Origin of the sequence: Pseudomonas sp. Os17, assembly GCF_001547895.1 — a bacterium.
GTDB lineage: Bacteria > Pseudomonadota > Gammaproteobacteria > Pseudomonadales > Pseudomonadaceae > Aquipseudomonas.
Window position 1 is genome coordinate 6,376,046 of sequence record NZ_AP014627.1, and the last position, 26,722, is coordinate 6,402,767.

Here is a 26,722-nt window from a genome sequence, read left to right on the forward strand (position 1 = left end):
GCGTGAACGGCTCTAGCCTGCCGCTTGCAGCTTGCCGCTGCCCCTCTTACATGCCGTGCTGGCGCAGCAGGCGATCGTAGCTGCCGTCGGCTTTCATGGCGGCAATCTCCCGATCGAACCGCGCCACGATCTGCGCATGCTCGGGATTCTTCAGGCTCACCAGGATATGCAGGCTGTTCTCGCTCAACGGCTTGGGCAGGAACTCCACGGCGTTGCGCACCCGCGGTGACTCGCGGGCCAGGTAGTAACGGGCGACGTATTCATCTTCCAGGGTCAGCTTGACCCGGTCCGCCGCCAGCATGCGCACCGCCATGGCGAAGTTGTGCACCGGGACCTTCTGCAGGTCCGGGTCATTGTCGAACTCCGGGGAATAGGCATAGCCGCGCACCACGGCCACCGGGTACTCGTGCAACTGCTTGAGGTTGTTGTATTCCAGCGGGGCGTCCTTGCGCTTGATGAAGCGCACCCGGTTGATCATGTACTCCGCGGAGAACTGCCCCAACTGGGTGCGCTCCTTGTTGTACCAGGCATTGACCAGCACGTCGTAGCGACCCTCGCCGATGCCGAGCAAGGCCCGGGCCCAGGGCACCTGTTCGAACTCGCTGGCATAGCCGGCGCGGGACAGGGCGGTACTGACGATGTCGGTGGCCACGCCACCATTGACCAGGGTCGCATCAGTGAAGGGAGGCCAGGCGTCAGCGACCAGTCGCAACTTCTCCGCAGAAGCGCTGTGGCCCAGCAACAGCAATCCGATCAAGGCTAACGCTCGATGCAATCGCAGCATGCTAATAGATCCTTAGCGGGCACAGAGCCCGGCGCTTTCCAGCCCACACCCAAGGGTGGCGACCCACGCTCGACGGCTCGCCCCAGGTCCTAACATTAGCTCATCAACGCCAATGCACAGGACTTGAAAACAGATTACACAAAGAAGACAAACGGCGGTTAGCGCAGTAATGGCATTTTGACCTATCTCACAGAAACAACTTCACCGCGCCAACCCACGAGACATCCTCGGGCGATGTGCCTAGTATTTCGCGCAGCACTTTCTAGAGGAGTTGGAAATGACCATCGAATGGGTCTGCAAGCATCACACCGATCTGGGCAAGGAGCAGCTGTACGCCATCCTGCAACTGCGTACCGAAGTCTTCGTCGTGGAACAGAAATGCCCCTATCAAGAGGTCGACGGCCGCGACCTGGAGGGCGACACCTGTCACCTGATGGCCTGGGACGGTGACCGGCTGGTGGCTTACCTGCGCCTGCTGGACCCCATCTCCCAGGGCGGTGACGTGGTCATCGGCCGCGTGCTCATCGCTGAACAGGCGCGAGGCCAGGGCCTGGGCCACACCCTGATGGAACAGGGACTGAAGCAGGCCGAACGGCATTGGCCCGACACCCCGATCTACCTCTCGGCCCAGGCTCACTTGCAGGCCTACTACGGCCGCTACGGTTTCGTGGTGGCGGGCGAGGAGTACCTGGAAGACGATATTCCACACATCGGCATGCGCCGGCCCTGAGCCTCAGGGATAGCCCAGCACGGCCTTGATCTGCCGCAGGTTGGGCTCGATCCAGCCCTTGTCGATGGCGCCCCAGTTGTGAATCCGATAGCGCCCGGCGTGATTGCGGGCGCCGTCTTGCTGTTCGAATTCGCAGAGGATATCCAGGTCCGCCAGGGCGGCGATGGTGTCCTGGGCGGTGCGCCGGGGCATGCCGGTGACTTCGGTGAGCGCCGGTACGCTGCTGGCCAGCCCGCTGTCGATCAGATACGCCACATACAGACGGCGGTAGAAACTGCTCTTGGTCTTGCTTACATCCATCGCCCACTCCCTATTGCCATGAATTAATCCGCCGTCCCCGACCTGGCCTGCAGGTCGCGCCAGGTCAGGTAGACCCGCAGGTCGAATTCCAGCTGGTGATAGCCCGGCAGCATGTGCTCGCAGAGCTTGTAGAACGCCTTGTTGTGTTCCGATTCCTTGAAGTGCGCCAACTCGTGCACCACGATCATCCGCAAAAACTCCGGCGCCGCCTCCTTGAACAGCGAGGCAATGCGGATCTCCTTCTTGGCCTTGAGCTTGCCGCCCTGCACCCGGGACACCGTGGTGTGCAGGCCTAGGGCGCGGTGGGTCAGGTCCAGGCGGTTGTCGAACAGCACCTTGTCGATGGCCGGCGCGTTGCGCAGGTACTCCTGCTTCAGCTCCAGGGCGTAGCTGTACAGCGCCTTGTCGCTCTGCACCGAATGCTTGTGCGGATAACGCCCTGTGAGGTACTCCCCAAGGCGATCTTCGACGATCAGTTGACGCACTTGCTGTTGCAGGGCGACGGGATAGGCCTGGAGGTATTTGAGTACGGTCATGGAGGGGCAGCGCAAGGTACGAAGGGCGCCAGTGTAGCGAATTCAGGCCGGCAACGCGCTCCAGTCAAAGGGCTGGGCAAACTGGCTGGCGCTGGCGGCGGTCAGCGGCCGAGCCACCAGGAACCCCTGCACGTATTCGCAGCCGTTGGCCTTGAGCCATTGGTACTGCTCGTGGGTTTCCACGCCTTCGGCGATCACCAGCAAGCCGAACTGCTTGCACAGGTCGATCACGCTGCGGGCGATGGCGGCGTCCCGCGGCGAGGTCAGCAGGCGGGCGATCAGGTGCCGGTCGAGCTTGAGGGTGTCCAGTTGCAGGTCGCGCAGATAGGCCAGGCAACAACTGCCCGAGCCGAAATCGTCCAGGGCCACCCGCACCCCCAGTTGATGCAACTGCTGCAACTGCTTGCGGGTCTCGGCCAGGTTCTGGGTCAACGCCGCCTCGGTGACCTCCACTTCCAGCTGGCGCGGCTGCAAGCCATGGCGCACCAGCACCTGGCGCAATTCATTGGCCAGATTGGGCATGCCGAACTGGGTGGCGCTGAGACTGACGCCCAGCACCAGATCAGGGCTGAACACCTGCTCCCAGTCCTTGCGCTGGGCCGCCCCCTGTTGATAGATCCAACTGCCCAGGCGACTGATCAACCGCGCCTCTTCCAGCAGCGGCAGGAACAGCCCCGGCGGCACATCGCCAACACTTGGGTGACGCCAGCGCAGCAAGGCCTCAAAGCCGCGCAAACGGCCATCGGCAATGGCCACCTGAGGCTGATACACCAGGGTGAATTCCTTGCGCTCCACGGCGCTGCGCACGCTTTCCTCGAGCATCAGCCGGGAACGTGCTCGGCCATTCATCTCGTGATCGTAGTAGCGGTACTGCTGGCGCCCCGCACGCTTGGCTTCGTACATGGCGATGTCTGCCGCCCGCAGCAGGCCGTCCAGGTTGGAGCCGCAGTCGGGATAGATGGCGATGCCGATGCTGGCGCCCAGCACCACCTCCAGGCCGTCGATCTGCTGGCTGATGGACAGGCGCTCGATCAGCTTCTCGGCGACTTTCGCCGCCTGCTCGGGGAAGCTCAGTTCCAGCAGGGCAGTGAACTCGTCACCGCCCATGCGCCCGAGGATGTCGAAGGAATGCAGGCACTCCTTCAACTGCTCGGACACCCAGCGCAGCACCCGGTCGCCGGCATCGTGCCCCAGGGAGTCGTTGACCCGCTTGAAGCCGTCAAGATCCAGGTAGAGCAGGACCAGGGTCTTGCCCGGACGATCACTGCGCAACAGGATGTTTTCCACCGTCTGGTAGAAACCGCGGCGGTTGAGCAGCCCCGTGAGCGGGTCGGTGACCGCCTGATACTCCAGTTGCTGGTGCAGGTGGCGCACTTCGGACATGTCCAGCAGGGTCACCACCATGGCCTTCTGCTCGCTGGGCAAGGGCGCACAGGACAGCGCCACGCTGAGCTGCTGGCCAGGCACGGTACGCAGCAGAGCATCATGCAGGCGGTAGGTCTGCCCGCGTCGATAGCAGGCCAGGAGCTCGGATTCGCTCCAGTCGGGAACATGGGGCTTTTGCAGGTAGTCGAGGAACAGCGAGCCCTCCAGCTCTTTCACCTGGGCATTGAGCAAGCGCGAAACCGCCGGATTGGCGTAGCGCACCAGTCCGCCCTCGTCCACCACCAGGATGCCTTCGGCTGCGTTGTCCAGCACCGAGGCGTTGAACGCCCGCGCCACTTCCAGATCGTGGCTGAGCTGCTGCAGGGCCCGACGATTGCGCTGGTGCTCCAGCAGCGCCTGGACCTTGGGCTTGAGGATCTGCGGGTCGAACGGCTTGAACAGGTAATCCACCGCACCGCTGGCATAGCCCTTGATCACGGCATCCTGGGACTGTTCGTTGGCGGTGAGGAAGATGATCGGAGTCAAACGCGTGCGCTGGCTGCCGCGCATCAGGCGGGCCACTTCGAAACCATCCATGCCGGGCATCTGCACATCCAGCAGGACCAGATCCACTTCATGCTCGAGCAGCAGGCCCAGGGCCTCAAGACCGGAGGCCGCGGTCATCACCCGCCAGTCCTGGCGCTGCAACAGTGCCCGCATGCTCAGGAGGTTTTCAGGATAGTCATCAACGATCAGAAGAGTGGAGTCGCCTTCGAAGGCCTCCGGTTGCACGCATTCCATGCTGCTTCTCTTGTCTGTAGTAAGACTGAACGGGTGAGAAAACCTGACAAATCTGTGGACCACTCTAGACCCGGATCCTGAAAAGCAGAAGCTGCCACCCGGCCATCACTTCACCAATGGCCCTGGCACCCGACTAACGGTCACAGTTATGCCTTATGAAACCCGGGGAGGATGGCATTTCGACATTTTGCTGACGTCATTTATCCGCCATACGGGCATTCCAGGCAGCCAGTTCTGCGCTATAAAGACGCCCCAAGAAGCGCAGGCTAAAGCCTTCGGCGACCTGCACCAGCCCCTCCCCCCTTGCGGAATCTCCAGCATGATCGACCTGGCAACCTGGAACCTCAGCGTTCCCGTCGGCAACCCTCCGGCGACCATCGACACCCCGACACTGGTCAAAGGATTCAAGGACCGGTACTTCCACGCCGATAGCGGCACTCTGTTCTTCTGGTCACCGGTCACCGGCTCGAAAACCGAGAACGCCATCTATCCGCGCACCGAGCTGCGCGAGACCTATGCCGACGGCACTTTGCGCAACTGGACCTATCCCGAAGCCGACAACCTGCTGTACGCCACCTTGGCGGTGAACCAGGTGCCATCGTCGGGCAAGATCGTCGTGGGTCAGATTCACGCCTACAACAGCACCAAGCCCCTGGTCAAAGTGGAGTACCAGTACAAGACCAGCAAAGGCAGCGGCAATATCGTGGCCAAGGTGCGCATGCGCCCGGACGACGAAGAGGGCCGGGTCATCACCCTGGCCGAAAACGTGCCCATGAATCGCGACTTTTCCTACTTGATCCACCTGAGCCCAGGCGGCGCCCTGGGGCTCAGTGCTGCCGGCCAGCAATGGGGTGGGCAATTGAGCGCCAAGTGGCGCGACAAGCCGCTGTATTTCAAGGCCGGGGTCTACGTCCAGGACAACAGCGGCTACACCAGCGAAGGCGGCAAGGTGACCTTCTCCAAGCTGGATATCGACCACAACAAAATCTAGCTGCCGGCGCAGGCAGCCTTGAGCCCCGCGCATGCCCAGTGGCTCTCTTCGCTGCCTGCCGAGGCAGAAACGCCAGGCATAAAAAAGCCCGCATCGCTGCGGGCTTTCCGGATGACGCTAGGGCTTAGTTGACCTTGGCGTTCAACTCACCCTTGAGGTAACGCTGGAACATCGCTTCCAGGGAGATCGGCTTGATCTTCGAAGCGTTGCCGGCGGTGCCGAAGGCTTCGTAACGGGCAATGCACACGTCGCGCATGGCGGTCACGGTGGCACCGAAGAACTTGCGCGGGTCGAACTCGCTCGGGTTGGTGGCCATCAGACGACGCATGGCACCGGTGGACGCCAGGCGCAGGTCGGTGTCGATGTTGACCTTGCGCACGCCGTACTTGATGCCTTCGACGATTTCCTCAACCGGTACGCCGTAGGTTTCTTTGATGTCGCCGCCGTACTGGTTGATGATCGCCAGCCACTCTTGCGGAACCGAAGACGAACCGTGCATCACCAGGTGGGTGTTGGGGATGCGCTTGTGGATTTCCTTGATGCGATCGATGGCCAGCACGTCGCCGGTAGGCGGCTTGGTGAACTTGTAGGCACCGTGGCTGGTGCCGATGGCGATGGCCAGGGCGTCGACCTGGGTCTTCTTGACGAAGTCCGCAGCTTCTTCCGGGTCGGTCAGCATCTGGCTGTGATCCAGCACGCCTTCGGCGCCGATGCCGTCTTCTTCACCGGCCATGCCGGTTTCCAGGGAGCCCAGGCAGCCCAGCTCGCCTTCTACCGACACGCCGCAGGCGTGGGCCATGGCCACGGTCTGCTGGGTGACGCGCACGTTGTACTCGTAGTCGGTGGGGGTCTTGCCGTCTTCGCCGAGGGAGCCGTCCATCATCACCGAGGAAAAGCCCAGCTGGATGGAACGCTGGCAGACGTCAGGACTAGTGCCGTGATCCTGGTGCATGCACACCGGGATATGGGGGAATTCTTCGATGGCGGCCAGGATCAGGTGGCGCAGGAACGGCGCGCCGGCGTATTTGCGGGCGCCGGCCGAAGCCTGGACGATCACCGGAGAGTCAGTCTTGTCAGCGGCTTCCATGATGGCGCGCATCTGCTCAAGGTTGTTGACGTTGAAGGCTGGAACGCCGTAGCCGAATTCGGCTGCGTGGTCCAGCATCTGGCGCATGCTGATGAGTGCCATTGTGTGTGTCTCTCCCGGTCGAGGGTCGTTAATCGTGCAAGCCTGCCGTAGCGGCGACTGCTGTTCAAGTGATTGCAGATCGGGGGTCGGCCCGCTCTGTTGTATCCGTTAAAACCAAATCTCTACAGCCTTGTCGGAGCCGGCTGGCCGGCGAATGGGACGCTGGGCCTTGCACAGGTCCGGAGGCCGCCTTCGCTGGCAAGCCAGCCTCTACATGGCCTTGCAGCCGCGGCCGATCAGGTCGTTGGTGGCAACCCAGTAGACCAGGCCCTCCTCGCCCTTGACGTGAAACGCCAGCATGTCGTCGCTGTACAGCGAGCCCGAACCACTGGGCTCAAGCTTCAGGCGCCGAACCTGGTCGTCGCCCCCAGGCGCACGTCGACCGCCTTGCGGCTGTCGTCGGTGTAGCGCCACAGCACCTGGGCCTGGCTGTCGCAGGTCCAGGTCGTCCAGTTGTCGGTAGCCGGCGACTTGAGCAGGTTAAGGTTGGCGCAACCGGCCAAGGCACACAGCGGATCGCCACGGCGATCAAAGCTTTCATCAATGTTCCTCGGCCGGCAGCCCAGGGGCCCCAGCGCATTGCGTTATCCGATCTGACCGGTCAAGGGCAACCCTGTTCCCTGGTCTTTGACGGTGTCTCGTACTTCTCCAGGCCTTCGGGGCCCAGGCGCTTGTTGATCACCGGCGCGGTCTCGGCCTGCCAGTCGGCCTGATAACAGCCCTGGCCCGGCTCGCCGGTCTCGTCCGCCGGTTTTGCCGGCGGAGCACTGGAGCACCCCGCCAGCAACGCCACGGCCATCAACAGTGGCAACGTCTTGACCATCAGAACACTCCTTTGCCCGGCCAACGGGACTCTCAGGCCTTGGCCCGGGCTTCCAGGACTTCAACCGCCGGCAGCACCTTGCCCTCGACGAACTCGAGGAACGCGCCACCACCGGTAGAAATGTAGGAGATCTGCTGGGCCACGCCATACTTGTCGATGGCCGCCAGGGTGTCGCCACCACCCGCGATGGAGAACGCGGCGCTGTCGGCGATGGCCTGGGCCAGCACCTTGGTGCCGTTGCCGAACTGGTCGAATTCGAACACGCCTACCGGACCGTTCCAGAGGATGGTCTTGGAGGATTTCAGCAGCTCGGCGAACTGCGCAGCAGTCTGTGGACCGATGTCGAGGATCATGTCGTCAGCGGCAACATCAGCGATCAGCTTGACGGTAGCTTCGGCGCTTTCGGCGAACTCCTTGGCCACGACCACGTCCACCGGCAGCGGTACGCTGACCTTGGCGGCGATGGCACGGGCGGTGTCCAACAGATCCGGCTCGTACAGCGACTTGCCCACCGGATGCCCGGCAGCAGCGAGGAAGGTGTTGGCGATGCCGCCACCGACGATCAGTTGGTCGCAGATCTGGCTCAGGCTGTTGAGCACGTCCAGCTTGGTGGACACCTTGGAGCCGGCAACGATGGCCGCCATTGGCTTGGCCGGGTTGCCCAGGGCCTTGCCCAGCGCGTCCAGTTCAGCGGCCAGCAGAGGACCTGCGGCGGCCACCTTGGCGAACTTGGCCACGCCGTGGGTCGAACCCTCGGCCCGGTGCGCGGTGCCGAAGGCGTCCATCACGAACACATCGCACAGGCCGGCGTATTGCTGGGCCAGTTCGTCGGCGTTCTTTTTCTCGCCCTTGTTGAAGCGCACGTTCTCGAACAGCACGACGTCGCCGGCCTTGACCTCGACGCCACCCAGGTAATCGGCCACCAGCGGCACTTCGCGGCCCAGGGCACGACTCAGGTAATCGGCTACCGGCTTGAGGCTGTTCTCGGCGGAGAACTCGCCTTCGGTCGGACGGCCCAGGTGCGAGCAGACCATCACAGCCGCGCCCTTTTCCAGGGCCAGCTTGATGGTCGGCAGCGAAGCCAGGATCCGCGCATCGCTGGTGACAACACCGTCCTTGACTGGGACGTTGAGGTCTTCGCGGATCAGCACGCGCTTACCTTGCAGATCGAGGTCGGTCATCTTCAACACGGTCATGGGTCGCAATTCCTGGGTTACTGTTGTTCAGAAACAGAGAGTTTAGTGGCAGAGCGTGGAGTGGCCGTTTGCAGGTAGTGCCCAGCAACATCCAGCATCCGGTTGGCGAAGCCCCATTCGTTGTCGAACCAGGCCAGGATGTTCACCAGCCGAGGGCCGGAAACACGGGTCTGACTGGCATCGACGATCGCCGAATGGGGGTCATGATTGAAATCACAGCTGGCGTGAGGCAGCTCGGTATAGGCCAGCAGGCCCTTGAGCGGACCGCTGGTGGCGGCCTCGCGCAGAATCCGATTGACCTCGGTGGCGTCGGTATCGCTCACGGTCTGCATCGTGATATCGAGGCAGGACACGTTGACCGTCGGCACCCGCACTGCTTTGGCCTGGATTCTTCCGGCAAGTTCCGGCAGCAGGCGCTCGATGCCTCGCGCCAGACCGGTGGACACCGGAATCACCGACTGGAACGCCGAACGGGTCCGGCGCAGGTCTTCGTGGTGATAGGCGTCGATCACCGGCTGGTCGTTCATCGCCGAGTGAATGGTGGTGATCGACACGTACTCCAGGCCAATGGCCTGATCCAGCAGACGCAACAGCGGCACGCCGCAGTTGGTGGTGCAGGAGGCGTTGGACACCAGCAGCTCGGCGCCGGTCAGGCAATCCTGATTGACCCCGTAGACGATGGTGGCGTCGACATCCGCCTCGCTGGCCATCGGCTGGGAGAACAGCACCCGCGGCGCGCCGGCGTCGAGGAAACGCTGGCCGTCTTCGCGGGTGTGGTAGGCACCGGAGCATTCCAGCACCAGATCGACGCCCAGGGACGCCCAATCGATGCCTTCGGGGGTGGCACTGCGCAGCACTTTCACGCAGTTGCCATTGATATGCAGACAGTCGCCGTCGACTTTCACCTCACCGGGAAACCGCCCGTGGGTGGAGTCGAAGCGTGTCAGGTATTCAACACTGGCCATGTCGGCCAGATCGTTGATGGCGACAATCTCGAACCCGGCCGCAGCCCCTCGCTCGAACAGAGCACGCAAGACGCAACGACCAATCCGGCCGTAGCCGTTGAGTGCAACTTTATAGGGACGCGGTTGAGGCATGGGGTTCTCGATCAGGCACAGGCAGACGAACTTGTTATACGCACCCATCGTAGGAGCTGGCTTGCCAGCGATCAGCGGTGTGTCAGGCAGACCGCGAATCGCTGACAAGCCAGCGCCTACAAAGGGATCGCGGTGGCTGGGCCACCGCGTGCTTTTTTAGTCTTCCAGCAGCTCTTCGGCCTGGCCCAGGATGTTGTCCAGGGTGAAACCGAACTCTTCGAACAAGGCCGACGCAGGCGCCGACTCGCCGTAGGTGGTCATGCCGATCACGCGGCCTTCCAGGCCCACGTACTTGTACCAGAAGTCGGCATGGGCGGCTTCGATGGCGATCCGCGCGCTGACCTGCAGCGGCAGCACCGATTGCTTGTAGCCGGCATCCTGGGCGTCGAACACGCTGGTGCACGGCATGGAAACCACCCGCACCTTGCGGCCCTGCTCGGTCAGCTTGTCGAAAGCCTGAACCGCCAGGCCCACTTCCGAACCGGTGGCGATCAGGATCAGCTCAGGCTCGCCTGCACAGTCCTTCAACACGTAGCCACCGCGGCTGATATCGGCGATCTGGCCGGCATCGCGGGTTTGGTGCTGCAGGTTCTGGCGGGAGAAGATCAGCGCCGAAGGACCGTCCTTGCGCTCCAGGGCGTACTTCCAGGACACCGCCGATTCCACGGCGTCGGCCGGGCGCCAGGTGTCGAGGTTCGGGGTGCTGCGCAGGCTGGTCAGTTGCTCGATCGGCTGGTGGGTCGGGCCGTCTTCGCCCAGGCCGATGGAGTCGTGGGTGTAGACGTGGATCACCCGCTGCTTCATCAGCGCCGACATGCGCACCGCGTTGCGGGCGTATTCCATGAACATCAGGAAGGTCGCGCCGTAAGGCACCAGGCCGCCGTGCAGGGCGACGCCGTTCATGATGGCGGTCATGCCGAATTCGCGCACGCCGTAGTACATGTAGTTGCCGCTGGCGTCTTCAGCGCTGACGCCCTTGCAGCCTTTCCACAAGGTCAGGTTGGAACCGGCCAGGTCGGCCGAGCCGCCGAGGAACTCGGGCAGCAGCGGACCGAAGGCGTTCAGGGTGTTCTGGCTGGCTTTACGGCTGGCGATGGTTTCGCCCTTGGCCGCCACTTCAGCGATATAGGCGTTGGCCTTCTCGGCGAAGTCCGCTGGCAGATCACCTGCGAGGCGACGCACCAGTTCGTTGGCTTCGGTCGGGAATGCGGCGGAGTAGGCAGCAAAACGCTGGTCCCACTCGGCTTCCACGGCGCGGCCGGCTTCCTTGGCGTCCCACTCGGCATAGATGTCAGCCGGAATTTCGAACGGGCCATGGTTCCACTTCAGCGCAGCGCGGGTCAGGGCGATTTCCTCGGCACCCAGTGGCGCGCCGTGGCAGTCTTCCTTGCCCTGCTTGTTCGGCGAACCGAAACCGATGGTGGTCTTGCAGCAGATCAGGGTCGGCAGCGGGCTCTTGCGCGCGGTGTCGATGGCCGTCTTGATCTCTTCCGGATCGTGGCCGTCGACATTGCGGATCACCTGCCAGTTGTAGGCTTCGAAACGCTTGGGCGTGTCGTCGGTGAACCAGCCTTCGACTTCACCGTCGATGGAGATGCCGTTGTCATCGTAGAAGGCGATCAGCTTGCCCAGGCCCAGGGTACCGGCCAGGGAGGCCACTTCGTGGGAAATGCCTTCCATCATGCAGCCATCACCCAGGAACACGTAGGTGTGGTGATCGACGATGTTGTGCCCCGGACGGTTGAACTGCGCCGCCAGGACTTTTTCCGCCAGGGCGAAGCCCACGGCATTGGCCAGACCCTGGCCCAGAGGACCTGTGGTGGTTTCAACGCCCGGGGTGTAGCCGAATTCCGGGTGGCCCGGGGTGCGGCTGTGCAGTTGGCGGAAGTTCTTCAGGTCATCGATCGACAAGTCGTAGCCGGTCAGGTGCAGCAGCGAGTAGATCAGCATCGAGCCATGACCGTTGGACAGCACGAAGCGGTCACGGTCGGCGAAGGATGGATTGCTCGGGTTGTGCTTGAGGTAGTCACGCCAAAGCACTTCGGCGATATCCGCCATACCCATGGGGGCACCTGGATGGCCGCTGTTGGCTTTTTGCACGGCATCCATGCTGAGGGCACGAATGGCGTTGGCACGCTCACGACGGCTGGGCATCGCTGATCTCCTGAGGATTGAATAAAACGAAACGGAAAAAAGGCCTGCATTTTCCCTCAGGCGTCTGGCGGGGGCAATGACAGATAGTCACTCAGGCATGTTTTTCCCATGGATAAGCCGGCAATCCACTGAGCAAACCCGCTTGTCGCCGGCCGACAGGGCCACCAGGGCTCTGGCAGAAGCCCCTTGAGGGGCAATATCAAAACTTTTTGATATTGATCTTGCAGGCCTTTGCAGGCACCTCTAGACTGCGCCCCTATGAACCTGAGCGCACCCTCCATTGATCATGACGATTGCGACGAGCTGGCCGCCCTGTGCAAGGCCGGCGGCGATCCTCTGCGACTCAATGTATTGCGCGCCCTGAGCAACGACTCGTTCGGCGTACTGGAACTGGCGCAGATCTTTGCCATCGGCCAGTCGGGCATGAGCCACCATTTGAAGGTCCTGGCCCAGGCCAGCCTGGTGGCGACCCGCCGTGAAGGCAACGCGATTTTCTACCGCCGTGCCCTGCCCCACACCGAACTCTTGGGCGGCAAGCTGCACGCCGCCCTGCTGGACGAAGTCGACCAGGTGCGACTGCCGGTGGATGTCCAGAACCGGATTGGCCTGGTGCACCGGCAACGGGCCGCGGCCAGCCAGGACTTCTTTTCCCGGGTGGCGGATAAATTCCGCGCCCAGCAGGACCTGATCGCAGGACTGCCCCAGTACCGCGACAGCGTGCTCGCGCTACTGGACAAGCTGAGCTTCAAAGCAATGGCCACGGCCATTGAAGTGGGTCCCGGCGACGGTGGTTTTCTCCCCGACCTGGCCCGACGCTTTGCCCGGGTCACCGCGCTGGACAACAGTCCGGCGATGCTTGAACTGGCCCGTCAGCTGTGTGAACGCGAAACACTGGCTAACGTCAGCCTGCAACTGGCCGATGCACTGGATGGCGTACAACTGACGGCCGACTGCGTGGTACTGAACATGGTCCTGCACCATTTCGCCGCACCGGCCGAGGCCCTCAAGCAGATGGCCCAATTGCTGCAACCAGGCGGCAGCCTGTTGGTAACAGACTTGTGCAGCCACAACCAGAGTTGGGCCAAAGAGGCTTGCGGCGATCTCTGGCTAGGGTTCGAACAAGATGATTTGGCCCGCTGGGCCACCGCTGCGGGACTGATTCCCGGGGAAAGCCTCTATGTGGGCTTACGTAATGGTTTCCAGATCCAGGTCCGCCATTTTCAGCGACCGGCTGGCGACACTCACCATCGGTAAATTTTAGGAAACCGTCGAGATGAGCGAATACTCCCTTTTCACCTCCGAGTCCGTGTCTGAAGGGCATCCGGATAAAATCGCTGACCAGATTTCCGATGCGGTGCTGGACGCCATCATTGCCCAGGACAAACACGCTCGCGTGGCAGTGGAAACCCTGGTCAAGACCGGTGTCGCCATCGTCGCCGGGGAAGTCACCACCAGCGCCTGGGTCGACCTGGAACAGATCGTCCGTGACGTGATCTGCGACATCGGCTACACCAGCTCCGACGTTGGCTTCGACGGCGCCACCTGCGGTGTGATGAACATCATTGGCAAGCAGTCCCCCGACATCAACCAGGGTGTCGACCGCGCCAAGCCTGAAGATCAGGGTGCCGGCGACCAGGGCCTGATGTTCGGCTACGCCAGTAACGAAACCGCCGCGCTGATGCCGGCGCCGATCGCCTTCTCGCACCAGCTGGTCCATCGCCAGGCTGAAGCACGCAAATCGGGCCTGCTGCCATGGCTGCGCCCGGACGCCAAGTCCCAGGTCACCTGCCGCTATGAAAACGGCATCGTGGTCGGCATCGACGCCGTGGTGCTGTCGACCCAGCACAACCCTGAAGTGTCGTACAACGACCTGCGCGAAGGCGTGATGGAGCTGATCGTCAAGCATGTGCTGCCAGCCGAACTGCTGCACAAGGACACCCAGTTCCACATCAACCCGACCGGCCAGTTCATCATCGGTGGCCCGGTGGGCGACTGCGGCCTGACCGGGCGCAAGATCATCGTCGACAGCTACGGCGGCATGGCCCGTCACGGCGGCGGCGCGTTCTCCGGCAAGGACCCATCCAAGGTCGACCGCTCCGCGGCCTATGCCGGTCGCTACGTGGCCAAGAACATCGTCGCCGCCGGCCTGGCCGAGCGCTGCGAGATCCAGGTGTCCTACGCCATCGGCGTGGCCCAACCGACCTCGATCTCCCTGAACACCTTCGGCACCGGCAAGATCAGCGACGACAAGATCGTCAAGCTGGTTCGCGAGCACTTCGACCTGCGTCCTTACGCAATCACCACCATGCTCGACCTGCTGCACCCGATGTACCAGGAAACCGCAGCCTACGGTCACTTCGGCCGTGCTCCGCAAACCAAGACCGTGGGTGACGACACCTTCACCACCTTCACTTGGGAAAAGACCGACCGCGCCGACGCCCTGCGCGCTGCCGCCGGCCTCTAAGCGTCACCCGGTAACAGACAAAGCCCTGCCGGCACCACCGGCGGGGCTTTTTTGTCGCCAGAGGTTTCTCTCAGCAGGACAATTGTCCAGGTATCCACTGGCCAAGCCAGCGCCCCAGGCCATCATGAAACACCCCGCAACCACCTCGCCGAAAAATCGCCCCACGCCCACCTACCCTTCAAGGCATGCCCATTCCGAGCAAGGACGCTCCCCATGCTGCCAAGACTCTTCCTGCTGTTTCTGGCCCTCACCGGCCTGCCCGCCCTGGCCCAATGCCCCGACTGGTCCAGTGCCCGGGCCGAACGGGAACTCACCGCCCTGCAACAACAGCTCGAGGCCTGGGACATCCGCTATCACCGACACGGTCAATCGCCCGTCGCCGACGAGCTCTATGATCAGTCCCGGCAGCGCCTGACCCGCCTGCAACAATGCTTCCCCCAGCTTCCCGTCGCCGCGGCCCCTGCCCTGCACGGCGCCCGGGGCCCCGTGCCCCACCCCATCGCCCACACCGGAGTGGAAAAACTCCCCGACGACAACGCAGTACAGCTCTGGCTGAAAGGCCGTGAAGGCATCTGGGCGCAACCCAAGATCGATGGCGTGGCGGTCACCCTGATCTACCGCCAGGGCCGTTTCCACCAGGCACTGAGCCGGGGTGATGGCTGGCACGGCCAGGACTGGAGCGCCCGCGCCCGGCAGATCGCGGCCATCCCCAAACAACTGCCCCAGCCCGTGGACCTGCTCTTGCAGGGAGAGCTCTATCAACGACTGGAGCAACACATCCAGGCCCGCTCCGGCAGCCTCAATGCCCGCAGTCGGGTCGCCGGATGGCTGGCACGCAAACACCTGTCGGCGGCAGAGGCGGCACAAATCGGCCTGTTCGTCTGGGACTGGCCCCAAGGCCCCGCCTCCCTGAGTGAACGCCTGGAGCAACTGGCGCAGCTGGGCTTCACCGAAGGCGCCGAGTACAGCCGCCCGATCGCCGGGTTCAGCGAAGCCCGGCACTGGCGAGAACACTGGTACCGTTCGCCCCTGCCCTTTGCCAGCGACGGCATCATCCTGCGCCAGAGCCTGCGCCCCGCCGCCGAACGCTGGCAGGCCAGGGCCCCACATTGGATTGCAGCCTGGAAATACCCCTATGCCCAGGCCCTGGCCAATGTGCGTCAGGTGCGCTTCCGGATCGGCCGCACCGGGCGCATCAGTCCCTTGCTGGACATCGACCCGGTGGTCCTCGATGACCGACAGATCCGCCGCGTCAGCGTCGGCTCGCTGCAACGCTGGCAAGCCCTGGATATCGTCCCCGGCGACCAGGTGGCCATCAGCCTGGCCGGACTGACCCTCCCCCGCCTGGATGGCGTGGTCCTCAGGAGCCAGCAACGCCAGGCGATCCAGGCGCCAGCGCCGGAGGACTTTCATGCCCTGAGCTGCTGGCGGCCAACCCCCGGATGCGAAGGCCAGTTTGTCGCCCGCCTGGCCTGGCTCAGCGGCAAACAGGGACTGCACCTGGACCATATCGGCGAACAAACCTGGGCCAGGCTGGTTGAAACAGGCCGTATCAAAGGCCTTTTGGATTGGCTGACCCTGGATCAGGCAGAGCTTGCTACCATTGCCGGCTTCGGCGCACGCAGCAGCCTGCGACTGATCGAGAGTCTGCAACAGGCAAGGCAGCGACCCTTCGCACGCTGGCTCAAGGCTCTGGGCCTGCCGCCCAGCGGCTCGGCCGAACTGAACGGTCCATGGCAGGTGCTGGCCTCACGCAACAGCCTGGACTGGCAGAACGAAGCCGGTGTCGGCCCGGAACGGGCTGCGCAGTTGGTGGCGTTTTTTCGCGAGCCCCAGGTGCAGGCCTTGCAGGCGACCCTGAATCAGGCCGGAATCAAAGGCTTTTAGGCCGCAATCCGGGAGCGCACATTGAACCACCCCGGCAGGAATGCGCTCCAACAGCCCATTCCCGGTATGACAGTCAGTATTTTTTCATTGGTTATTTTTTGATCTTTTTTCACCTGGAGCCCTCCATGAAACTGTTTCCGTCCCTCGCTGCCCTGACCCTGTGCAGCCTGATGAGCGCGCCCCTGCTGGCCGCCGAACAAGCCCAGCCACTGACCGGCTGCGCCGCCAAGCGCCAGGCGATCATGACCCAGATCGAACAGGCCAAGGCCCATGGCAACAGCGATCAGCAGGCCGGCCTGGAGCGCGCCCTGAGCGAAGTCACCACCCATTGCACCGATGCCTCGCTGAAGAAGGATCGGGAAAACAAGGTGCTGGAAGCCAAGCATGAAGTCAGCCGGCGTCAGGCCGACCTGGAAAAGGCCATGAAGAAAGGCGACTCGGAGAAGATCAACAAGCGCAAGGACAAGCTCGCCGAGTCCCGCAAGGAACTGCAGCAAGCCCTGGACGAACTGGACAAGTAAGCGCTGCCCTCCCTGGCAACGACCTCACTCAGTGATTACGAAACTCCTTGTGGCAGGCACTGCAGACGTCCTCGACTTTCTGCACGGCCGGCCCCAGATTGCTGGCCTTGTAGGGCTGGACCTGGCTGATGGTCACCAGCTCGGCGGTGGCCGCTTCAAGGTTGCGCGCCAGCTCCTGGAAACGCGCCTGCTTGCGCCAGACATCATCGGTGGCGCTGCTGTGGTCCTGCTCCCTGACCTCGGGAAAATGCTTCCAGGGCTCATGGGACAGGGCATCCAGCTTCACCGCGCCTTCGGCAAAACGTGCGCCGTCGAAAGGAATCCGCCCACGCAGCATGCCCCCCAGGTCCTCGCCGGTCTTGAGCATCTGTTTGAAGATCGCCTTGCGCTGGCCCAGGGGAGAGTTGGGGTCGACACCGCCACAGGCGGAAAGCGTCAGGCAGGCCAGCAATACAACGGAAAGTCTTTTTAGCGTCATGGTGGCTTCAGGTCAGGTCACGGAAACGGCGGCCAGTATCCTCGCCTCCCCGGCAAACACCAATAGCCCTATTAACAATAGGGGTTGTCCATCGTCATGCCGCTGATGGATACCCCCCAAGGAAACACAGCATGAACCCGAGCTTCCTCCGCTGGCGTCGCCACCTGCTCTGGGCCCTGCCAGCCCTGGCACTGCTCGCCGGCTGCAACGGCGGCGACAACAGCAAGGCCCCACAGACCCACGCCCTGGCCACTTACAACAGCGCCCCCTGGGAGTCCCTGCCCAGCGTTGCCGATAACGACCTGCTGGCCGGCTTCGGTGCCTGGCGCAGTGCCTGCACCCGCTTGAAGGCTGATCCGATCTGGGGTGCCACCTGCGCTGCAGCGGCCAATGTGCCGCAGACCCCGACAGCCATCCGCGGTTTTCTCAAGGAGCGCCTGGAGGTCTACGGCCTGCGCTCGGGCAGCGGCAGCAGCACCGGCCTGATCACCGGCTACTACGAACCGGTGTATCCCGGCAGCCTGACCCAGACACCGAGCGCCAGTGTGCCGGTGTACGGGGTGCCGGAGGACATGATCATCGTTGCCCTGGACAGTCTCTACCCGGAACTCAAGGGCAAGCGCCTGCGAGGCCGGCTCGAAGGTCGGGTGCTCAAGCCCTATGACGACGCGGCGACCATCGAAACCAAGGGGGTCAAGGCTCCGGTGCTGGCCTGGCTGACCGATCCGATGGACCTGCAATTCCTGCAGATCCAGGGTTCGGGAAGGATCCAGCTGGACGACGGACGCCAACTGCGGATCGGCTACGCCGACCAGAACGGCCACCCGTACCGGCCCATCGGACGCTGGCTGGTGGAGCAGGGCGAATTGAAGAAAGAAGACGTGACCATGGGCACCATCGCCGCCTGGGCCAAGGCTCATCCGACGCGGATTCCCGAACTGCTGGGCAGCAACCCGAGCTACGTGTTCTTCAACCGCAACCCGGACAGCAACGAAGGCCCCCGAGGCTCATTGAACGTGCCGCTGACGTCCGGCTACAGCGTCGCGGTGGACCGCAAGGTGATTCCCCTGGGCAGCTTGCTGTGGTTATCCACCACGCGCCCGGATGGCAGCAGCCTGGTGCGCCCGGTGGCCGCTCAGGACACGGGCGGCGCGATTACCGGCGAAGTCCGTGCCGATCTGTTCTGGGGCACTGGCGAGGCGGCCGGGCAACTGGCCGGCGACATGAAGCAGCAGGGGCAGATCTGGATGCTCTGGCCCAAAGGCGCGCCACTGCCCAAAGTGCCGGAAGTGCCCGATACCCCGTGACCCGCTACAGGAGCAAGCTTGTCGGCGAAGGCGACCATGAAGGCGCTTTCGCCGACAAGCCGGCTGCTGCAAGAGGGTGTTTCAGACTGAAACGAAGAAGAAGCTGGCGATCAGGCCCATGCCCACGAACCACACCAGGGAGCGCAGGATCGCCCAGTCCGCCAGGTAGCAGATCATGTACAGCAGGCGACTGGTGATAAACAGCACCGCCAGCACGTTGATCGTCACCAGCTCGGCGTTGCCCGCCACATGGGCGATGATCACTGCCGCCGCAAATGCCGGGGTCACCTCGAAACCGTTGAGCTGCGCGTTATGGGCCCGCTTGGGCAGCCCCTCCAGGGTATTCAGGAACGCCCGCGGATCATGGTTGTAACGAAGCCCATATTTGCCGGCGCCCTTGGCAATGGCGGTACACAGGTACGGCAGGACAATTGCGATCAATACACACCAGAAAGCGACAGTCATGGAGCACATCCTTTTTTATGAGTTTTCAGGGGGGTCTTCAGAACTTCATCACCAACATGCCGATCAGCACCAACCCACAGGCTAAGAGCCGGGGCCGGCCGAAAGGTTCTTTCAGGTAGCGCATGCCGAACAGCACCACCAAAATCACACTGATCTCGCGCAACGCCGCCGCTTCGGCAATCGACCCCAACTGCATGGCCCACAGCACCAGGGCGTAGCTGAACAGCACACAGAATCCGACGCTGAGCCCCAGGCGCCATTGTTCACGCCAGAACAGGATGAAGGACGGGCGCTTGCAGACCACGGCCAACAGAGGAAAGGGCCAGGCGCTGAGCAGGGTGACCCAGGTCAGGTAGTCCAGCGGATGGGACCAGCGGCGCAAGGCCTGGCCGTCGATGAAGGTGTAGCAACCGATGCACAGGCCGATCAACGCCACCACCGGCAACATGTTCCAGGGCAGGCGCGCCCCACCGCCCCCCTGCCAGAGCAGGCAGAGCATGCCGAAGGGAATCAGCAGGATGCCGAGGATCTGCTGGGTATTGAGCTCCTCGCCGGCAAAGATCAGGGTCAAGGCCAACACCACCAATGGCGACAGACCGCGCATCAGTGGATAGACCAGCCCCAGGTCGCCCACCCGATACGCCTGGATCAACAGATAGCGGTACAAGAGTTCGAAGGCAGCCGAGGCGATGATCCAGGGCCAGAGTTCCAACGGCGGCCACTGCAGGAAAAACAGCATGCTCGCCACGAACAGCAGAGCCACGCTGTCCATGCAGGCCACCACCAACAGGCGCTCGCCGCTGAACTTGATCAGGGTGTTCCATGCCGCATGCAGCAGCGCCGCCACCAGAACCAGACTTGTCGCCAGCACCTCACACTCCCTGTTGGCCCGAAAGAGAATCGATTCATCCTGCGTTCCCGGCCGCCTATACTTGCGCCGACCGCCGAGGGCGAATCCTCGCATGACGCTGGCCTGCCTGCACGGGCTGCCGGCATTTTTGGCAGCGATAGCACGCACTTCGTCAGCATGGGCCTGCTGCCCGACGTCACCCCAGCCGGGTCCCGATACCCGCCTTTTTAGGCAAGCGCCTGCAACATCGTGCCACTACTGCGGTCAATGGGGCGGGTAAACCCCAGCACCAACCACCTCAGGCCCCTGGCCAGACGCTGCACACCTGCCGCTTGAAGCTTTTTTCCCTGCGATCATCCAAAGGAGTCCGGATGCTTGAACTTGTCGCCGCCTTTATCTGCCTGACCACCCTGCTCACTTATGTGAATTTCCGTTTTATCGGCCTGCCACCGACCATCGGCGTGATGGTCACCGCCCTGCTGTTCTCGCTGTTGCTGCAGGGCTTGAGTTACCTGGGCTTCCCTGGCCTTGAGGAACACGTCGAGGAACTGATCGGCAAGATCGACTTCGGCGATCTGCTGATGAACTGGATGCTGTCGTTCCTGCTGTTCGCCGGCGCCCTGCACGTCAACCTCAACGACCTGCGCAGCTATCGCTGGCCCATCGGCCTGCTGGCCACGGTCGGCGTGCTGATCGCGACCTTCGTCATCGGCAGCCTGGCCTACTGGATCTTCGGCCTGTTCGGCTGGCACGTGAGTTTCCTCTACTGTCTGCTGTTCGGTGCACTGATCTCGCCCACCGATCCCATTGCGGTGCTGGGCGTACTGCGTACCGCCAACGCGTCCAAACCACTGAAGACCACCATCGTCGGCGAGTCGCTGTTCAATGACGGCACCGCGGTGGTGGTGTTCACCGTGCTGCTGGGCATCGCGCAACTGGGTGAAACCCCGACAGTGGGCGCCACGGCCTGGCTGTTCGTGCATGAAGCCATTGGCGGCGTGCTGTTCGGCGGGCTGATCGGCTACCTGGTGTACCTGATGATCAAGAGCATCGAGCAGCACCAGATCGAGGTGATGCTGACGTTGGCCCTGGTGATCGGCGGCTCGGCGATGGCCAGCGAGATCCATGTCTCGGCGCCGATCGCCATGGTGGTGGCGGGCCTGATCATCGGCAACCTGGGGCGCAACCTGGCGATGAACGACATGACCCGGCGCTACCTGGACGGCTTCTGGGAACTGCTAGACGACATGCTCAACGCCCTGCTGTTCGCCCTGATCGGCCTGGAACTGTTGCTGCTGCCGTTCAATTGGCTACACCTGGCGGCCGCAAGCCTGCTGGCGGTAGCCATCGTGCTCTCGCGCCTGCTCACCGTGGCCCCGGCGATCCTGCTGCTGCGGCGCTGGCGCAGCGTGCCCCGGGGCACCATTCGCGTGCTGACCTGGGGCGGCCTGCGGGGCGGCGTCTCGGTGGCTCTGGCGCTGGCCCTGCCCCTGGGTCCGGAGCGTGACCTGGTGCTGAGCATCACTTACATCGTGGTGCTGTCGTCGATCCTGTTGCAGGGTCTGAGCATCGGCAGACTGGTGCGTCATGTCACCCAGGATGCCCCGGCGGCCACGGCTCAAGGCCATTGATCATTTCTTGATCCCACGCGGATCGGGCGCCGTCGCCCGATCCGTGCGGCCACTTGGTTTGCCGCTCTCGCTGCGCACCTGAGCGTGGCTGATCAAGGCAAAGATGAAACTGCCGCCGATGATGTTCCCTGCCAGGGTCGGCCCGGCAAACACCAGCCAGAAATCCCGCCACCCCAGCTCCCCGGCAAACACCAGGTAAGACACCTCGGCCGAACCCACCACGATGTGAGTGAAATCCCCCAGCGCCATCAGGTAGGTGATGAGGATGATGATCCACAGCTTGGCGCTCTCCATGGACGGGATCATCCAGACCATGGTGGCAATCATCCAGCCGGAGATGATGCCTTTGGCGAACATCTGCGCGCGGTCGTTCTCCATCACCTGGCGACCGATTTCCAGAAAGGCCTGGTCGGTGCGGCTGTCGAAGATCGGCAGATGCAGCATCACGTATGCCACCAACAGGGTGCCGCACAGATTGCCCGTCAGCACCACACCCCATAAGCGCAGGAGGCGCCCGGCATTCTTCAGGCTCGGCTTGCTCATCACCGGCAGCACCGCGGTCAGGGTGTTCTCCGTGAACAGTTGCTGGCGCGCGAGGATCACCGCCAGAAAGCCCGCGCAATAGCCGAAGCTGGCGACAACCTTGAAGGCTTCGCCCTCCGGCAGCCGGGAGTTGAGCAGCCCCATGCCCATCAGAGACAGGCCCATCGTCAGGCCGGCGGCCAGGGCCGACCACCACAGGGCGGCGACGCTGCGCTCCAGTTCCTGGTCGCCCTGCGTGCGGATGATCTCGTGCAGTACCGCCGCGCGAGGCGGCTGGTTGCGGTCGACGTCCTGTTGCTCTTCGACTGAAAGTCCGGGGGTTTTACCGTCGTTGCGAGTGTCCATGGGAGTCCTGAACCAGGTGAGTCGTATGGTTACGACACGCGGGGTTCAGGGCTGTTCCGTCCGGAGCGGGGCGCGCTTGCCGGGCAATCTCGGCCTACTGTCAGGCTTCGTCCTTGAACTGGTCCTTGACGTATTTGATCTCGGTACGGCCGTGGGGTGCCGGCAGGCCGTCTTCACCGAGGTTGACGAAGACCATCTTCTCGACGGTGAGAATGGATTTGCGGGTGATCTTGTTACGCACTTCGCACGTCAGGGTGATGGAGGTGCGACCGAACTCGGTGGCGGTGATGCCCAGCTCGATGATGTCGCCCTGGCGTGAGGCGCTGACGAAGTTGATTTCCGAGATGTACTTGGTGACGACCCGCTGGTTGCCCAGCTGGACAATGGCGTAGATCGCCGCTTCTTCGTCGATCCAGCGCAACAGACTGCCACCGAACAGCGTGCCGTTGGGGTTGAGGTCTTCGGGCTTGACCCACTTGCGGGTGTGGAAATTCATGGGGGACTCCAAGGTGCTTGAACGAGTGCAATTGACGCTCCCAGCTTCAAGTTTCAAGCCACAAGCTGCAAGTAAAAACCGACCTGCTCTTACTTGCTGCTTGTGGCTTGCACCTTGCTGCTTAAAGAAAGCTATAATCGCCACCGTTTCAAAACGGTCATCTGCACCTGATACCGTTTTCCCGCCACCTGTCCGAGGGGCGCTGCAGCAGGCATGACCTGTCAGGCTCGGATGGGGCGTTGTCGGTACAGGCTTCCCTGTACGGACACTAAACGCACAACGGCGCCCATTCGCACACTACGAATGGAGGCTCTTCATGAGCGCTGTAAACACGCCTGCAGATTTTACCGACTACAAAGTCGCCGACATTTCCCTGGCCGCCTGGGGCCGTCGCGAAACCATCATCGCCGAGTCGGAAATGCCGGCCCTGATGGGTCTGCGCCGCAAGTACCTGGCTGAACAGCCACTCAAGGGCGCGAAAATCCTCGGCTGCATCCACATGACCATTCAGACCGCCGTGCTGATCGAAACCCTGGTTGCCCTGGGTGCCGAAGTACGCTGGTCGTCCTGCAACATCTTCTCGACTCAAGACCAGGCCGCTGCCTCCATCGCCGCTGCCGGCATTCCTGTGTTCGCCTGGAAAGGCGAGACCGAACAAGAGTACGAGTGGTGCCTGGAGCAGACCATCCTCAAGGATGGCCAGCCTTGGGATGCCAACATGATCCTCGACGACGGCGGCGACCTGACCCAGCTGCTGCACGACAAATACCCACAGGTGCTGGAACGCGTTCACGGCGTGACCGAAGAAACCACCACCGGCGTACACCGCCTGCTGGACATGCTGGCCAAGGGCGAGCTGAAGATTCCTGCGATCAACGTCAACGACTCGGTGACCAAGAGCAAGAACGACAACAAGTACGGCTGCCGTCACAGCCTGAACGATGCCATCAAGCGCGGCACCGACCACCTGCTGTCCGGCAAGCAAGCGCTGGTCATCGGCTACGGTGACGTGGGCAAGGGCTCGGCCCAGTCCCTGCGTCAGGAAGGCATGATCGTCAAGGTGTCCGAAGTCGACCCGATCTGCGCCATGCAAGCCTGCATGGACGGTTTCGAACTGGTTTCGCCGTTCATCGACGGCATCAACAACGGCACCGAAGCCTGCATCGACAAGGCCCTGCTGGGCAAGATCGACCTGATCGTGACCACCACCGGCAACGTCAATGTCTGCGATGCCAACATGCTCAAGGCCCTGAAGAAGCGCGCCGTGGTCTGCAACATCGGCCACTTCGACAACGAAATCGACACCGCCTTCATGCGCAAGAACTGGGCATGGGAAGAAGTGAAGCCACAGGTGCACAAGATCCACCGCACCGGCCACGGCGACTTCGACCCACAGAACGACGACTACCTGATCCTGCTGGCCGAAGGTCGCCTGGTGAACCTGGGCAACGCCACCGGTCACCCAAGCCGCATCATGGACGGCTCGTTCGCCAACCAGGTGCTGGCGCAGATCTTCCTGTTCGGCCAGAAGTACGCCGACCTGTCGCCGGCCCAGAAAGCCGAGCGCCTGACCGTTGAAGTACTGCCGAAGAAACTCGACGAAGAAGTGGCCCTGGAAATGGTCCGCGGCTTCGGCGGCGTGGTCACTCAACTGACCAAGCAACAGGCTGACTACATCGGCGTGACCGTCGAAGGCCCGTTCAAGCCAGACGCCTATCGCTACTAAGAGCAGCTGCAAGCGTTGAGCTTCACGCGGCAAGCCAGGGCCACAAGCCGGGCTTGCCGCACAAAGCCTCACGCTTCGCCCCTATTTGCTTAAACAGCGTCAGGCAACGAGCTCCAGGAACAGGAGACGAGCGCACCCACGCTTCTCCTGGACCTTGCGGCTTGCGGCTTGTAGCTGGAGGTTCCCTCCATGTCCCAAGAACGTCGTTACAGCTTCGAGTTCTTCCCCACCAAGACCGATGCTGGACATGAAAAACTGCTCGCCACTGCCCGTCAGCTGGCCGGCTACAACCCCGACTTCTTCTCCTGCACCTACGGCGCCGGCGGCTCGACCCGTGATCGTACGGTCAACACCGTGCTGCAACTGGAGAGCGAAGTAAAAATTCCCGCGGCGCCGCATCTGTCCTGCGTCGGCGACAGCAAGGACGACCTGCGCGGCCTGCTCAAGCAGTACCAGGCAGCCGGCATCAAGCGCATCGTCGCCCTGCGTGGCGACCTGCCTTCGGGCATGGGCATGGCCAGCGGCGAACTGCGCCACGCCAACGACCTGGTGAGTTTCATTCGCGAAGAGACTGGCAGCCACTTCCATATCGAAGTCGCCGCCTACCCGGAAATGCACCCACAGGCGCGCAATTTCGAAGACGATCTTCGCAACTTCGCCCGCAAGGCCAATGCCGGTGCCGACAGCGCGATCACCCAGTACTTCTTCAACGCCGACAGCTACTTCTACTTCGTCGAGCGCGTGCAGAAGATGGGCGTGAACATCCCGATCGTGCCGGGCATCATGCCCATCACCAACTACAGCAAGCTGGCGCGCTTCTCCGACGCCTGCGGCGCCGAGATCCCGCGCTGGATCCGCAAGCAGCTGGAAGCCTACGGCGACGACAGCGCCAGCATTCAGGCTTTTGGCGAGCAGGTGATTAGCGAAATGTGTGAACGCCTGCTGCAAGGCGGAGCACCAGGGCTGCACTTCTACACCCTGAACCAGGCCGACCCGAGCCTGGCGATCTGGAACAACCTGAAGCTGCCGCGCTGATCGGCAAAGCCTCACCAGGCCCCGGCACAGACGGGGCCTTTTTATTTGCATCAGCCTTGAACTAGAGCGGCTGGCGCTGCCCCTAGCAATTGCATGATCTCCCGTCGTAATCTCCAGCAATGTCTGTCATTGCCCGGCTGCTGATCACCCTTCTCTGCACTTGCCTGAGCCTCGCGGCCCATGGCGAGAAGCTGCGTATTGTCACCGAGCCCTGGGCGCCCTACGTCTACGAAGAAAACGGCAAGGTCCTGGGGCTGGACTACGAAACCACGGCCATTGTCTTTCAGCGCCTGGGGATAGATGTGGAATGGCAATTCCTGCCCTGGAAGCGCTGCCTGGCGATGCTGGAAACCGGCCAGGCCGACGGGGCCCTGGACATCTTTCACAGCGACCAGCGCGACAGCACCCTGCTCTACCCCAGCGAGCCCCTGTCGGACGTCGAGTTCGTGATGTTCTACGCCAAGCAGCGCCCCCATCCGTTCAAGCATCTGGATGAGCTCAAGGGCCTGACCATCGGCACCTCGCCCGGCTACCTGTACAGCGATGACTTCAGTCAATCGACCCTGTTCAAACGCGAACCGGCACCGACCCACGAAGCCAACTTCGGCAAGCTGCTGCTGGGGCGGATTGACCTGCTGATCACCGACAAACGGGTCGGCCAGCACCTGCTGGACAGCTTGGGCATCCGCGATCAGGTCAGCCAGAACTCCACCGTCATCAGCCGCCAGAGCCAGTACCTGGCGCTGCGCCGCAATGCCGGAATGGACCTGCTGGTGCAACGCTTCGGCGCCGAACTCAAGCGCTTCAAGCGCGAACCGGCCTACGCCGAATTGAGCGCCAAGTACGGCGCGGAACCCATTCTGCCCCCTGTCAGGTCCTCATCCACCCGAGAGTCAGAAAAAACCGTTGAGCAGTAGGAAAGCAGCGCACATCGAATGCTCTGTTATACTCCGGCCTCCCGCCAGGCTCACGCCCGGACGCTGGACCCTGTTCAAGGCCTCTCCACCC

The 26,722-nt window shown here is 62.7% G+C and carries 25 protein-coding genes, 1 pseudogene and 1 riboswitch; of the genes and pseudogenes, 11 read left to right on the forward strand and 15 right to left on the reverse strand.

The window, feature by feature from the left end; genetic code table 11:
- Positions 1 to 46 precede the first annotated feature (46 nt).
- Complete coding sequence (locus POS17_RS28250; protein WP_060841483.1) at positions 47 to 784, reverse strand: substrate-binding periplasmic protein; 738 nt, start codon at positions 782 to 784, stop codon at positions 47 to 49.
- Positions 785 to 1,061: 277 nt separating this feature from the next.
- Between POS17_RS28250 and POS17_RS28255 the strand changes: the two genes are divergently transcribed.
- On the forward strand, positions 1,062 to 1,514 hold the full coding sequence (locus POS17_RS28255) for a GNAT family N-acetyltransferase (RefSeq protein WP_060841484.1): 453 nt from the start codon (positions 1,062 to 1,064) through the stop codon (positions 1,512 to 1,514).
- Positions 1,515 to 1,517: 3 nt separating this feature from the next.
- Here the strand turns inward: POS17_RS28255 and POS17_RS28260 are convergent, their stop codons facing one another.
- The 3 genes from POS17_RS28260 to POS17_RS28270 are packed head-to-tail and all read right to left on the reverse strand — an operon-like array spanning position 1,518 to position 4,516.
- Positions 1,518 to 1,814: a winged helix-turn-helix domain-containing protein gene (locus POS17_RS28260; protein ID WP_011063952.1), complete on the reverse strand. Its 297-nt coding sequence runs from the start codon at positions 1,812 to 1,814 to the stop codon at positions 1,518 to 1,520.
- Between the two features lie 23 nt (positions 1,815 to 1,837).
- Positions 1,838 to 2,350 (reverse strand): M48 metallopeptidase family protein, encoded by a 513-nt coding sequence (locus POS17_RS28265; RefSeq protein WP_060841485.1) that lies wholly within the window; start codon positions 2,348 to 2,350, stop codon positions 1,838 to 1,840.
- A gap of 42 nt (positions 2,351 to 2,392) precedes the next feature.
- A complete protein-coding gene (locus POS17_RS28270; RefSeq protein WP_060841486.1) occupies positions 2,393 to 4,516 on the reverse strand; it encodes a putative bifunctional diguanylate cyclase/phosphodiesterase in 2,124 nt (707 codons plus the stop codon).
- 319 nt (positions 4,517 to 4,835) lie between these two features.
- Here POS17_RS28270 and POS17_RS28275 point away from each other — a divergent pair, with 319 nt between their 5' ends.
- On the forward strand, positions 4,836 to 5,507 hold the full coding sequence (locus POS17_RS28275; protein WP_060841487.1) for a polysaccharide lyase family 7 protein: 672 nt from the start codon (positions 4,836 to 4,838) through the stop codon (positions 5,505 to 5,507).
- A 124-nt stretch (positions 5,508 to 5,631) separates the two neighbouring features.
- Here the strand turns inward: POS17_RS28275 and fba are convergent, their stop codons facing one another.
- From fba to tkt, 6 genes and pseudogenes are all read right to left on the reverse strand, one after another.
- Entirely contained in the window at positions 5,632 to 6,696 is a 1,065-nt protein-coding gene (fba, locus tag POS17_RS28280) for a class II fructose-bisphosphate aldolase (protein ID WP_003229012.1), read from the reverse strand.
- Positions 6,697 to 6,906: 210 nt separating this feature from the next.
- Positions 6,907 to 7,237, reverse strand: a pseudogene (locus POS17_RS28285) (MliC family protein).
- Positions 7,238 to 7,297: 60 nt separating this feature from the next.
- Positions 7,298 to 7,519 (reverse strand): hypothetical protein, encoded by a 222-nt coding sequence (locus tag POS17_RS28290; protein ID WP_060841488.1) that lies wholly within the window; start codon positions 7,517 to 7,519, stop codon positions 7,298 to 7,300.
- Between the two features lie 32 nt (positions 7,520 to 7,551).
- The gene (locus tag POS17_RS28295; RefSeq protein ID WP_060841489.1) at positions 7,552 to 8,715 is read right to left on the reverse strand and encodes a phosphoglycerate kinase; all 1,164 of its coding nucleotides are present in this window, start codon (positions 8,713 to 8,715) and stop codon (positions 7,552 to 7,554) included.
- Positions 8,716 to 8,732: 17 nt separating this feature from the next.
- Positions 8,733 to 9,812 carry an erythrose-4-phosphate dehydrogenase gene (gene epd / locus POS17_RS28300; RefSeq protein WP_060842025.1) on the reverse strand — a complete coding sequence of 360 codons (1,080 nt, stop codon included), beginning with the start codon at positions 9,810 to 9,812 and terminating at the stop codon, positions 8,733 to 8,735.
- Between the two features lie 156 nt (positions 9,813 to 9,968).
- Positions 9,969 to 11,966: a transketolase gene (gene tkt, locus POS17_RS28305; RefSeq protein WP_060841490.1), complete on the reverse strand. Its 1,998-nt coding sequence runs from the start codon at positions 11,964 to 11,966 to the stop codon at positions 9,969 to 9,971.
- A 258-nt stretch (positions 11,967 to 12,224) separates the two neighbouring features.
- Here tkt and POS17_RS28310 point away from each other — a divergent pair, with 258 nt between their 5' ends.
- The 4 genes from POS17_RS28310 to POS17_RS28325 all read left to right on the forward strand — a co-directional run bounded on the left by POS17_RS28310 (position 12,225) and on the right by POS17_RS28325 (position 16,838).
- Positions 12,225 to 13,220 (forward strand): ArsR/SmtB family transcription factor, encoded by a 996-nt coding sequence (locus POS17_RS28310; protein ID WP_060841491.1) that lies wholly within the window; start codon positions 12,225 to 12,227, stop codon positions 13,218 to 13,220.
- Between the two features lie 19 nt (positions 13,221 to 13,239).
- Positions 13,240 to 14,430, forward strand: coding sequence for a methionine adenosyltransferase (metK, locus tag POS17_RS28315; protein WP_060841492.1), 1,191 nt, complete (start codon positions 13,240 to 13,242; stop codon positions 14,428 to 14,430).
- Between the two features lie 213 nt (positions 14,431 to 14,643).
- On the forward strand, positions 14,644 to 16,317 hold the full coding sequence (ligB, locus tag POS17_RS28320) for an NAD-dependent DNA ligase LigB (protein ID WP_060841493.1): 1,674 nt from the start codon (positions 14,644 to 14,646) through the stop codon (positions 16,315 to 16,317).
- 125 nt (positions 16,318 to 16,442) lie between these two features.
- A complete protein-coding gene (locus POS17_RS28325) occupies positions 16,443 to 16,838 on the forward strand; it encodes a DUF1090 domain-containing protein (RefSeq protein WP_060841494.1) in 396 nt (131 codons plus the stop codon).
- Positions 16,839 to 16,866: 28 nt separating this feature from the next.
- On the opposite strand, the gene POS17_RS28330 is transcribed toward POS17_RS28325, so the two are convergent.
- Positions 16,867 to 17,316, reverse strand: a complete 450-nt coding sequence (locus POS17_RS28330) for a c-type cytochrome (RefSeq protein WP_060841495.1) — start codon at positions 17,314 to 17,316, stop codon at positions 16,867 to 16,869.
- A 131-nt stretch (positions 17,317 to 17,447) separates the two neighbouring features.
- Between POS17_RS28330 and mltA the strand changes: the two genes are divergently transcribed.
- A complete protein-coding gene (mltA, locus tag POS17_RS28335) occupies positions 17,448 to 18,623 on the forward strand; it encodes a murein transglycosylase A (RefSeq protein ID WP_060841496.1) in 1,176 nt (391 codons plus the stop codon).
- An 81-nt stretch (positions 18,624 to 18,704) separates the two neighbouring features.
- Here mltA and POS17_RS28340 read toward each other — a convergent pair whose 3' ends face one another.
- Both POS17_RS28340 and POS17_RS28345 read right to left on the reverse strand, forming a co-directional pair.
- Complete coding sequence (locus POS17_RS28340; RefSeq protein ID WP_060841497.1) at positions 18,705 to 19,088, reverse strand: MAPEG family protein; 384 nt, start codon at positions 19,086 to 19,088, stop codon at positions 18,705 to 18,707.
- 37 nt (positions 19,089 to 19,125) lie between these two features.
- Positions 19,126 to 19,959, reverse strand: coding sequence for an EamA family transporter (locus tag POS17_RS28345; protein ID WP_060841498.1), 834 nt, complete (start codon positions 19,957 to 19,959; stop codon positions 19,126 to 19,128).
- Between the two features lie 350 nt (positions 19,960 to 20,309).
- Here POS17_RS28345 and POS17_RS28350 point away from each other — a divergent pair, with 350 nt between their 5' ends.
- Positions 20,310 to 21,569: a cation:proton antiporter gene (locus POS17_RS28350; RefSeq protein WP_060841499.1), complete on the forward strand. Its 1,260-nt coding sequence runs from the start codon at positions 20,310 to 20,312 to the stop codon at positions 21,567 to 21,569.
- Here POS17_RS28350 and POS17_RS28355 read toward each other — a convergent pair whose 3' ends face one another.
- Together POS17_RS28355 and POS17_RS28360 are read right to left on the reverse strand one after the other, a co-directional pair.
- Positions 21,570 to 22,457 carry a formate/nitrite transporter family protein gene (locus tag POS17_RS28355; protein ID WP_060841500.1) on the reverse strand — a complete coding sequence of 296 codons (888 nt, stop codon included), beginning with the start codon at positions 22,455 to 22,457 and terminating at the stop codon, positions 21,570 to 21,572.
- Positions 22,458 to 22,557: 100 nt separating this feature from the next.
- On the reverse strand, positions 22,558 to 22,953 hold the full coding sequence (locus POS17_RS28360; protein WP_060841501.1) for an acyl-CoA thioesterase: 396 nt from the start codon (positions 22,951 to 22,953) through the stop codon (positions 22,558 to 22,560).
- Between the two features lie 188 nt (positions 22,954 to 23,141).
- Positions 23,142 to 23,248, forward strand: a riboswitch (S-adenosyl-L-homocysteine riboswitch).
- A gap of 21 nt (positions 23,249 to 23,269) precedes the next feature.
- Here POS17_RS28360 and ahcY point away from each other — a divergent pair.
- From ahcY to POS17_RS28375, 3 genes are all read left to right on the forward strand, one after another.
- Positions 23,270 to 24,679: an adenosylhomocysteinase gene (gene ahcY, locus POS17_RS28365; RefSeq protein WP_060841502.1), complete on the forward strand. Its 1,410-nt coding sequence runs from the start codon at positions 23,270 to 23,272 to the stop codon at positions 24,677 to 24,679.
- A gap of 189 nt (positions 24,680 to 24,868) precedes the next feature.
- Entirely contained in the window at positions 24,869 to 25,714 is an 846-nt protein-coding gene (gene metF / locus POS17_RS28370) for a methylenetetrahydrofolate reductase [NAD(P)H] (RefSeq protein ID WP_060841503.1), read from the forward strand.
- 119 nt (positions 25,715 to 25,833) lie between these two features.
- Positions 25,834 to 26,631, forward strand: coding sequence for a substrate-binding periplasmic protein (locus POS17_RS28375; protein ID WP_060841504.1), 798 nt, complete (start codon positions 25,834 to 25,836; stop codon positions 26,629 to 26,631).
- Positions 26,632 to 26,722: the final 91 nt, after the last annotated feature.

What these genes read in the sequence shown, in the direction of transcription:
- POS17_RS28350 (WP_060841499.1), top strand. Translation starts at nt 20,310, where the DNA reads ATGCTTGAACTTGTCGCCGCCTTTATCTGCCTGACCACCCTGCTCACT.
- POS17_RS28290 (WP_060841488.1), bottom strand. Translation starts at nt 7,519, where the DNA reads ATGGTCAAGACGTTGCCACTGTTGATGGCCGTGGCGTTGCTGGCGGGG.
- POS17_RS28265 (WP_060841485.1), bottom strand. Translation starts at nt 2,350, where the DNA reads ATGACCGTACTCAAATACCTCCAGGCCTATCCCGTCGCCCTGCAACAG.
- metF (WP_060841503.1), top strand. Translation starts at nt 24,869, where the DNA reads ATGTCCCAAGAACGTCGTTACAGCTTCGAGTTCTTCCCCACCAAGACC.
- POS17_RS28255 (WP_060841484.1), top strand. Translation starts at nt 1,062, where the DNA reads ATGACCATCGAATGGGTCTGCAAGCATCACACCGATCTGGGCAAGGAG.
- POS17_RS28310 (WP_060841491.1), top strand. Translation starts at nt 12,225, where the DNA reads ATGAACCTGAGCGCACCCTCCATTGATCATGACGATTGCGACGAGCTG.
- POS17_RS28360 (WP_060841501.1), bottom strand. Translation starts at nt 22,953, where the DNA reads ATGAATTTCCACACCCGCAAGTGGGTCAAGCCCGAAGACCTCAACCCC.
- POS17_RS28355 (WP_060841500.1), bottom strand. Translation starts at nt 22,457, where the DNA reads ATGGACACTCGCAACGACGGTAAAACCCCCGGACTTTCAGTCGAAGAG.
- POS17_RS28270 (WP_060841486.1), bottom strand. Translation starts at nt 4,516, where the DNA reads ATGGAATGCGTGCAACCGGAGGCCTTCGAAGGCGACTCCACTCTTCTG.
- epd (WP_060842025.1), bottom strand. Translation starts at nt 9,812, where the DNA reads ATGCCTCAACCGCGTCCCTATAAAGTTGCACTCAACGGCTACGGCCGG.
- mltA (WP_060841496.1), top strand. Translation starts at nt 17,448, where the DNA reads ATGAACCCGAGCTTCCTCCGCTGGCGTCGCCACCTGCTCTGGGCCCTG.
- POS17_RS28250 (WP_060841483.1), bottom strand. Translation starts at nt 784, where the DNA reads ATGCTGCGATTGCATCGAGCGTTAGCCTTGATCGGATTGCTGTTGCTG.
- ahcY (WP_060841502.1), top strand. Translation starts at nt 23,270, where the DNA reads ATGAGCGCTGTAAACACGCCTGCAGATTTTACCGACTACAAAGTCGCC.
- metK (WP_060841492.1), top strand. Translation starts at nt 13,240, where the DNA reads ATGAGCGAATACTCCCTTTTCACCTCCGAGTCCGTGTCTGAAGGGCAT.
- POS17_RS28275 (WP_060841487.1), top strand. Translation starts at nt 4,836, where the DNA reads ATGATCGACCTGGCAACCTGGAACCTCAGCGTTCCCGTCGGCAACCCT.
- POS17_RS28295 (WP_060841489.1), bottom strand. Translation starts at nt 8,715, where the DNA reads ATGACCGTGTTGAAGATGACCGACCTCGATCTGCAAGGTAAGCGCGTG.
- POS17_RS28375 (WP_060841504.1), top strand. Translation starts at nt 25,834, where the DNA reads ATGTCTGTCATTGCCCGGCTGCTGATCACCCTTCTCTGCACTTGCCTG.
- POS17_RS28340 (WP_060841497.1), bottom strand. Translation starts at nt 19,088, where the DNA reads ATGACTGTCGCTTTCTGGTGTGTATTGATCGCAATTGTCCTGCCGTAC.
- ligB (WP_060841493.1), top strand. Translation starts at nt 14,644, where the DNA reads ATGCTGCCAAGACTCTTCCTGCTGTTTCTGGCCCTCACCGGCCTGCCC.
- POS17_RS28260 (WP_011063952.1), bottom strand. Translation starts at nt 1,814, where the DNA reads ATGGATGTAAGCAAGACCAAGAGCAGTTTCTACCGCCGTCTGTATGTG.
- POS17_RS28330 (WP_060841495.1), bottom strand. Translation starts at nt 17,316, where the DNA reads ATGACGCTAAAAAGACTTTCCGTTGTATTGCTGGCCTGCCTGACGCTT.
- fba (WP_003229012.1), bottom strand. Translation starts at nt 6,696, where the DNA reads ATGGCACTCATCAGCATGCGCCAGATGCTGGACCACGCAGCCGAATTC.
- POS17_RS28325 (WP_060841494.1), top strand. Translation starts at nt 16,443, where the DNA reads ATGAAACTGTTTCCGTCCCTCGCTGCCCTGACCCTGTGCAGCCTGATG.
- tkt (WP_060841490.1), bottom strand. Translation starts at nt 11,966, where the DNA reads ATGCCCAGCCGTCGTGAGCGTGCCAACGCCATTCGTGCCCTCAGCATG.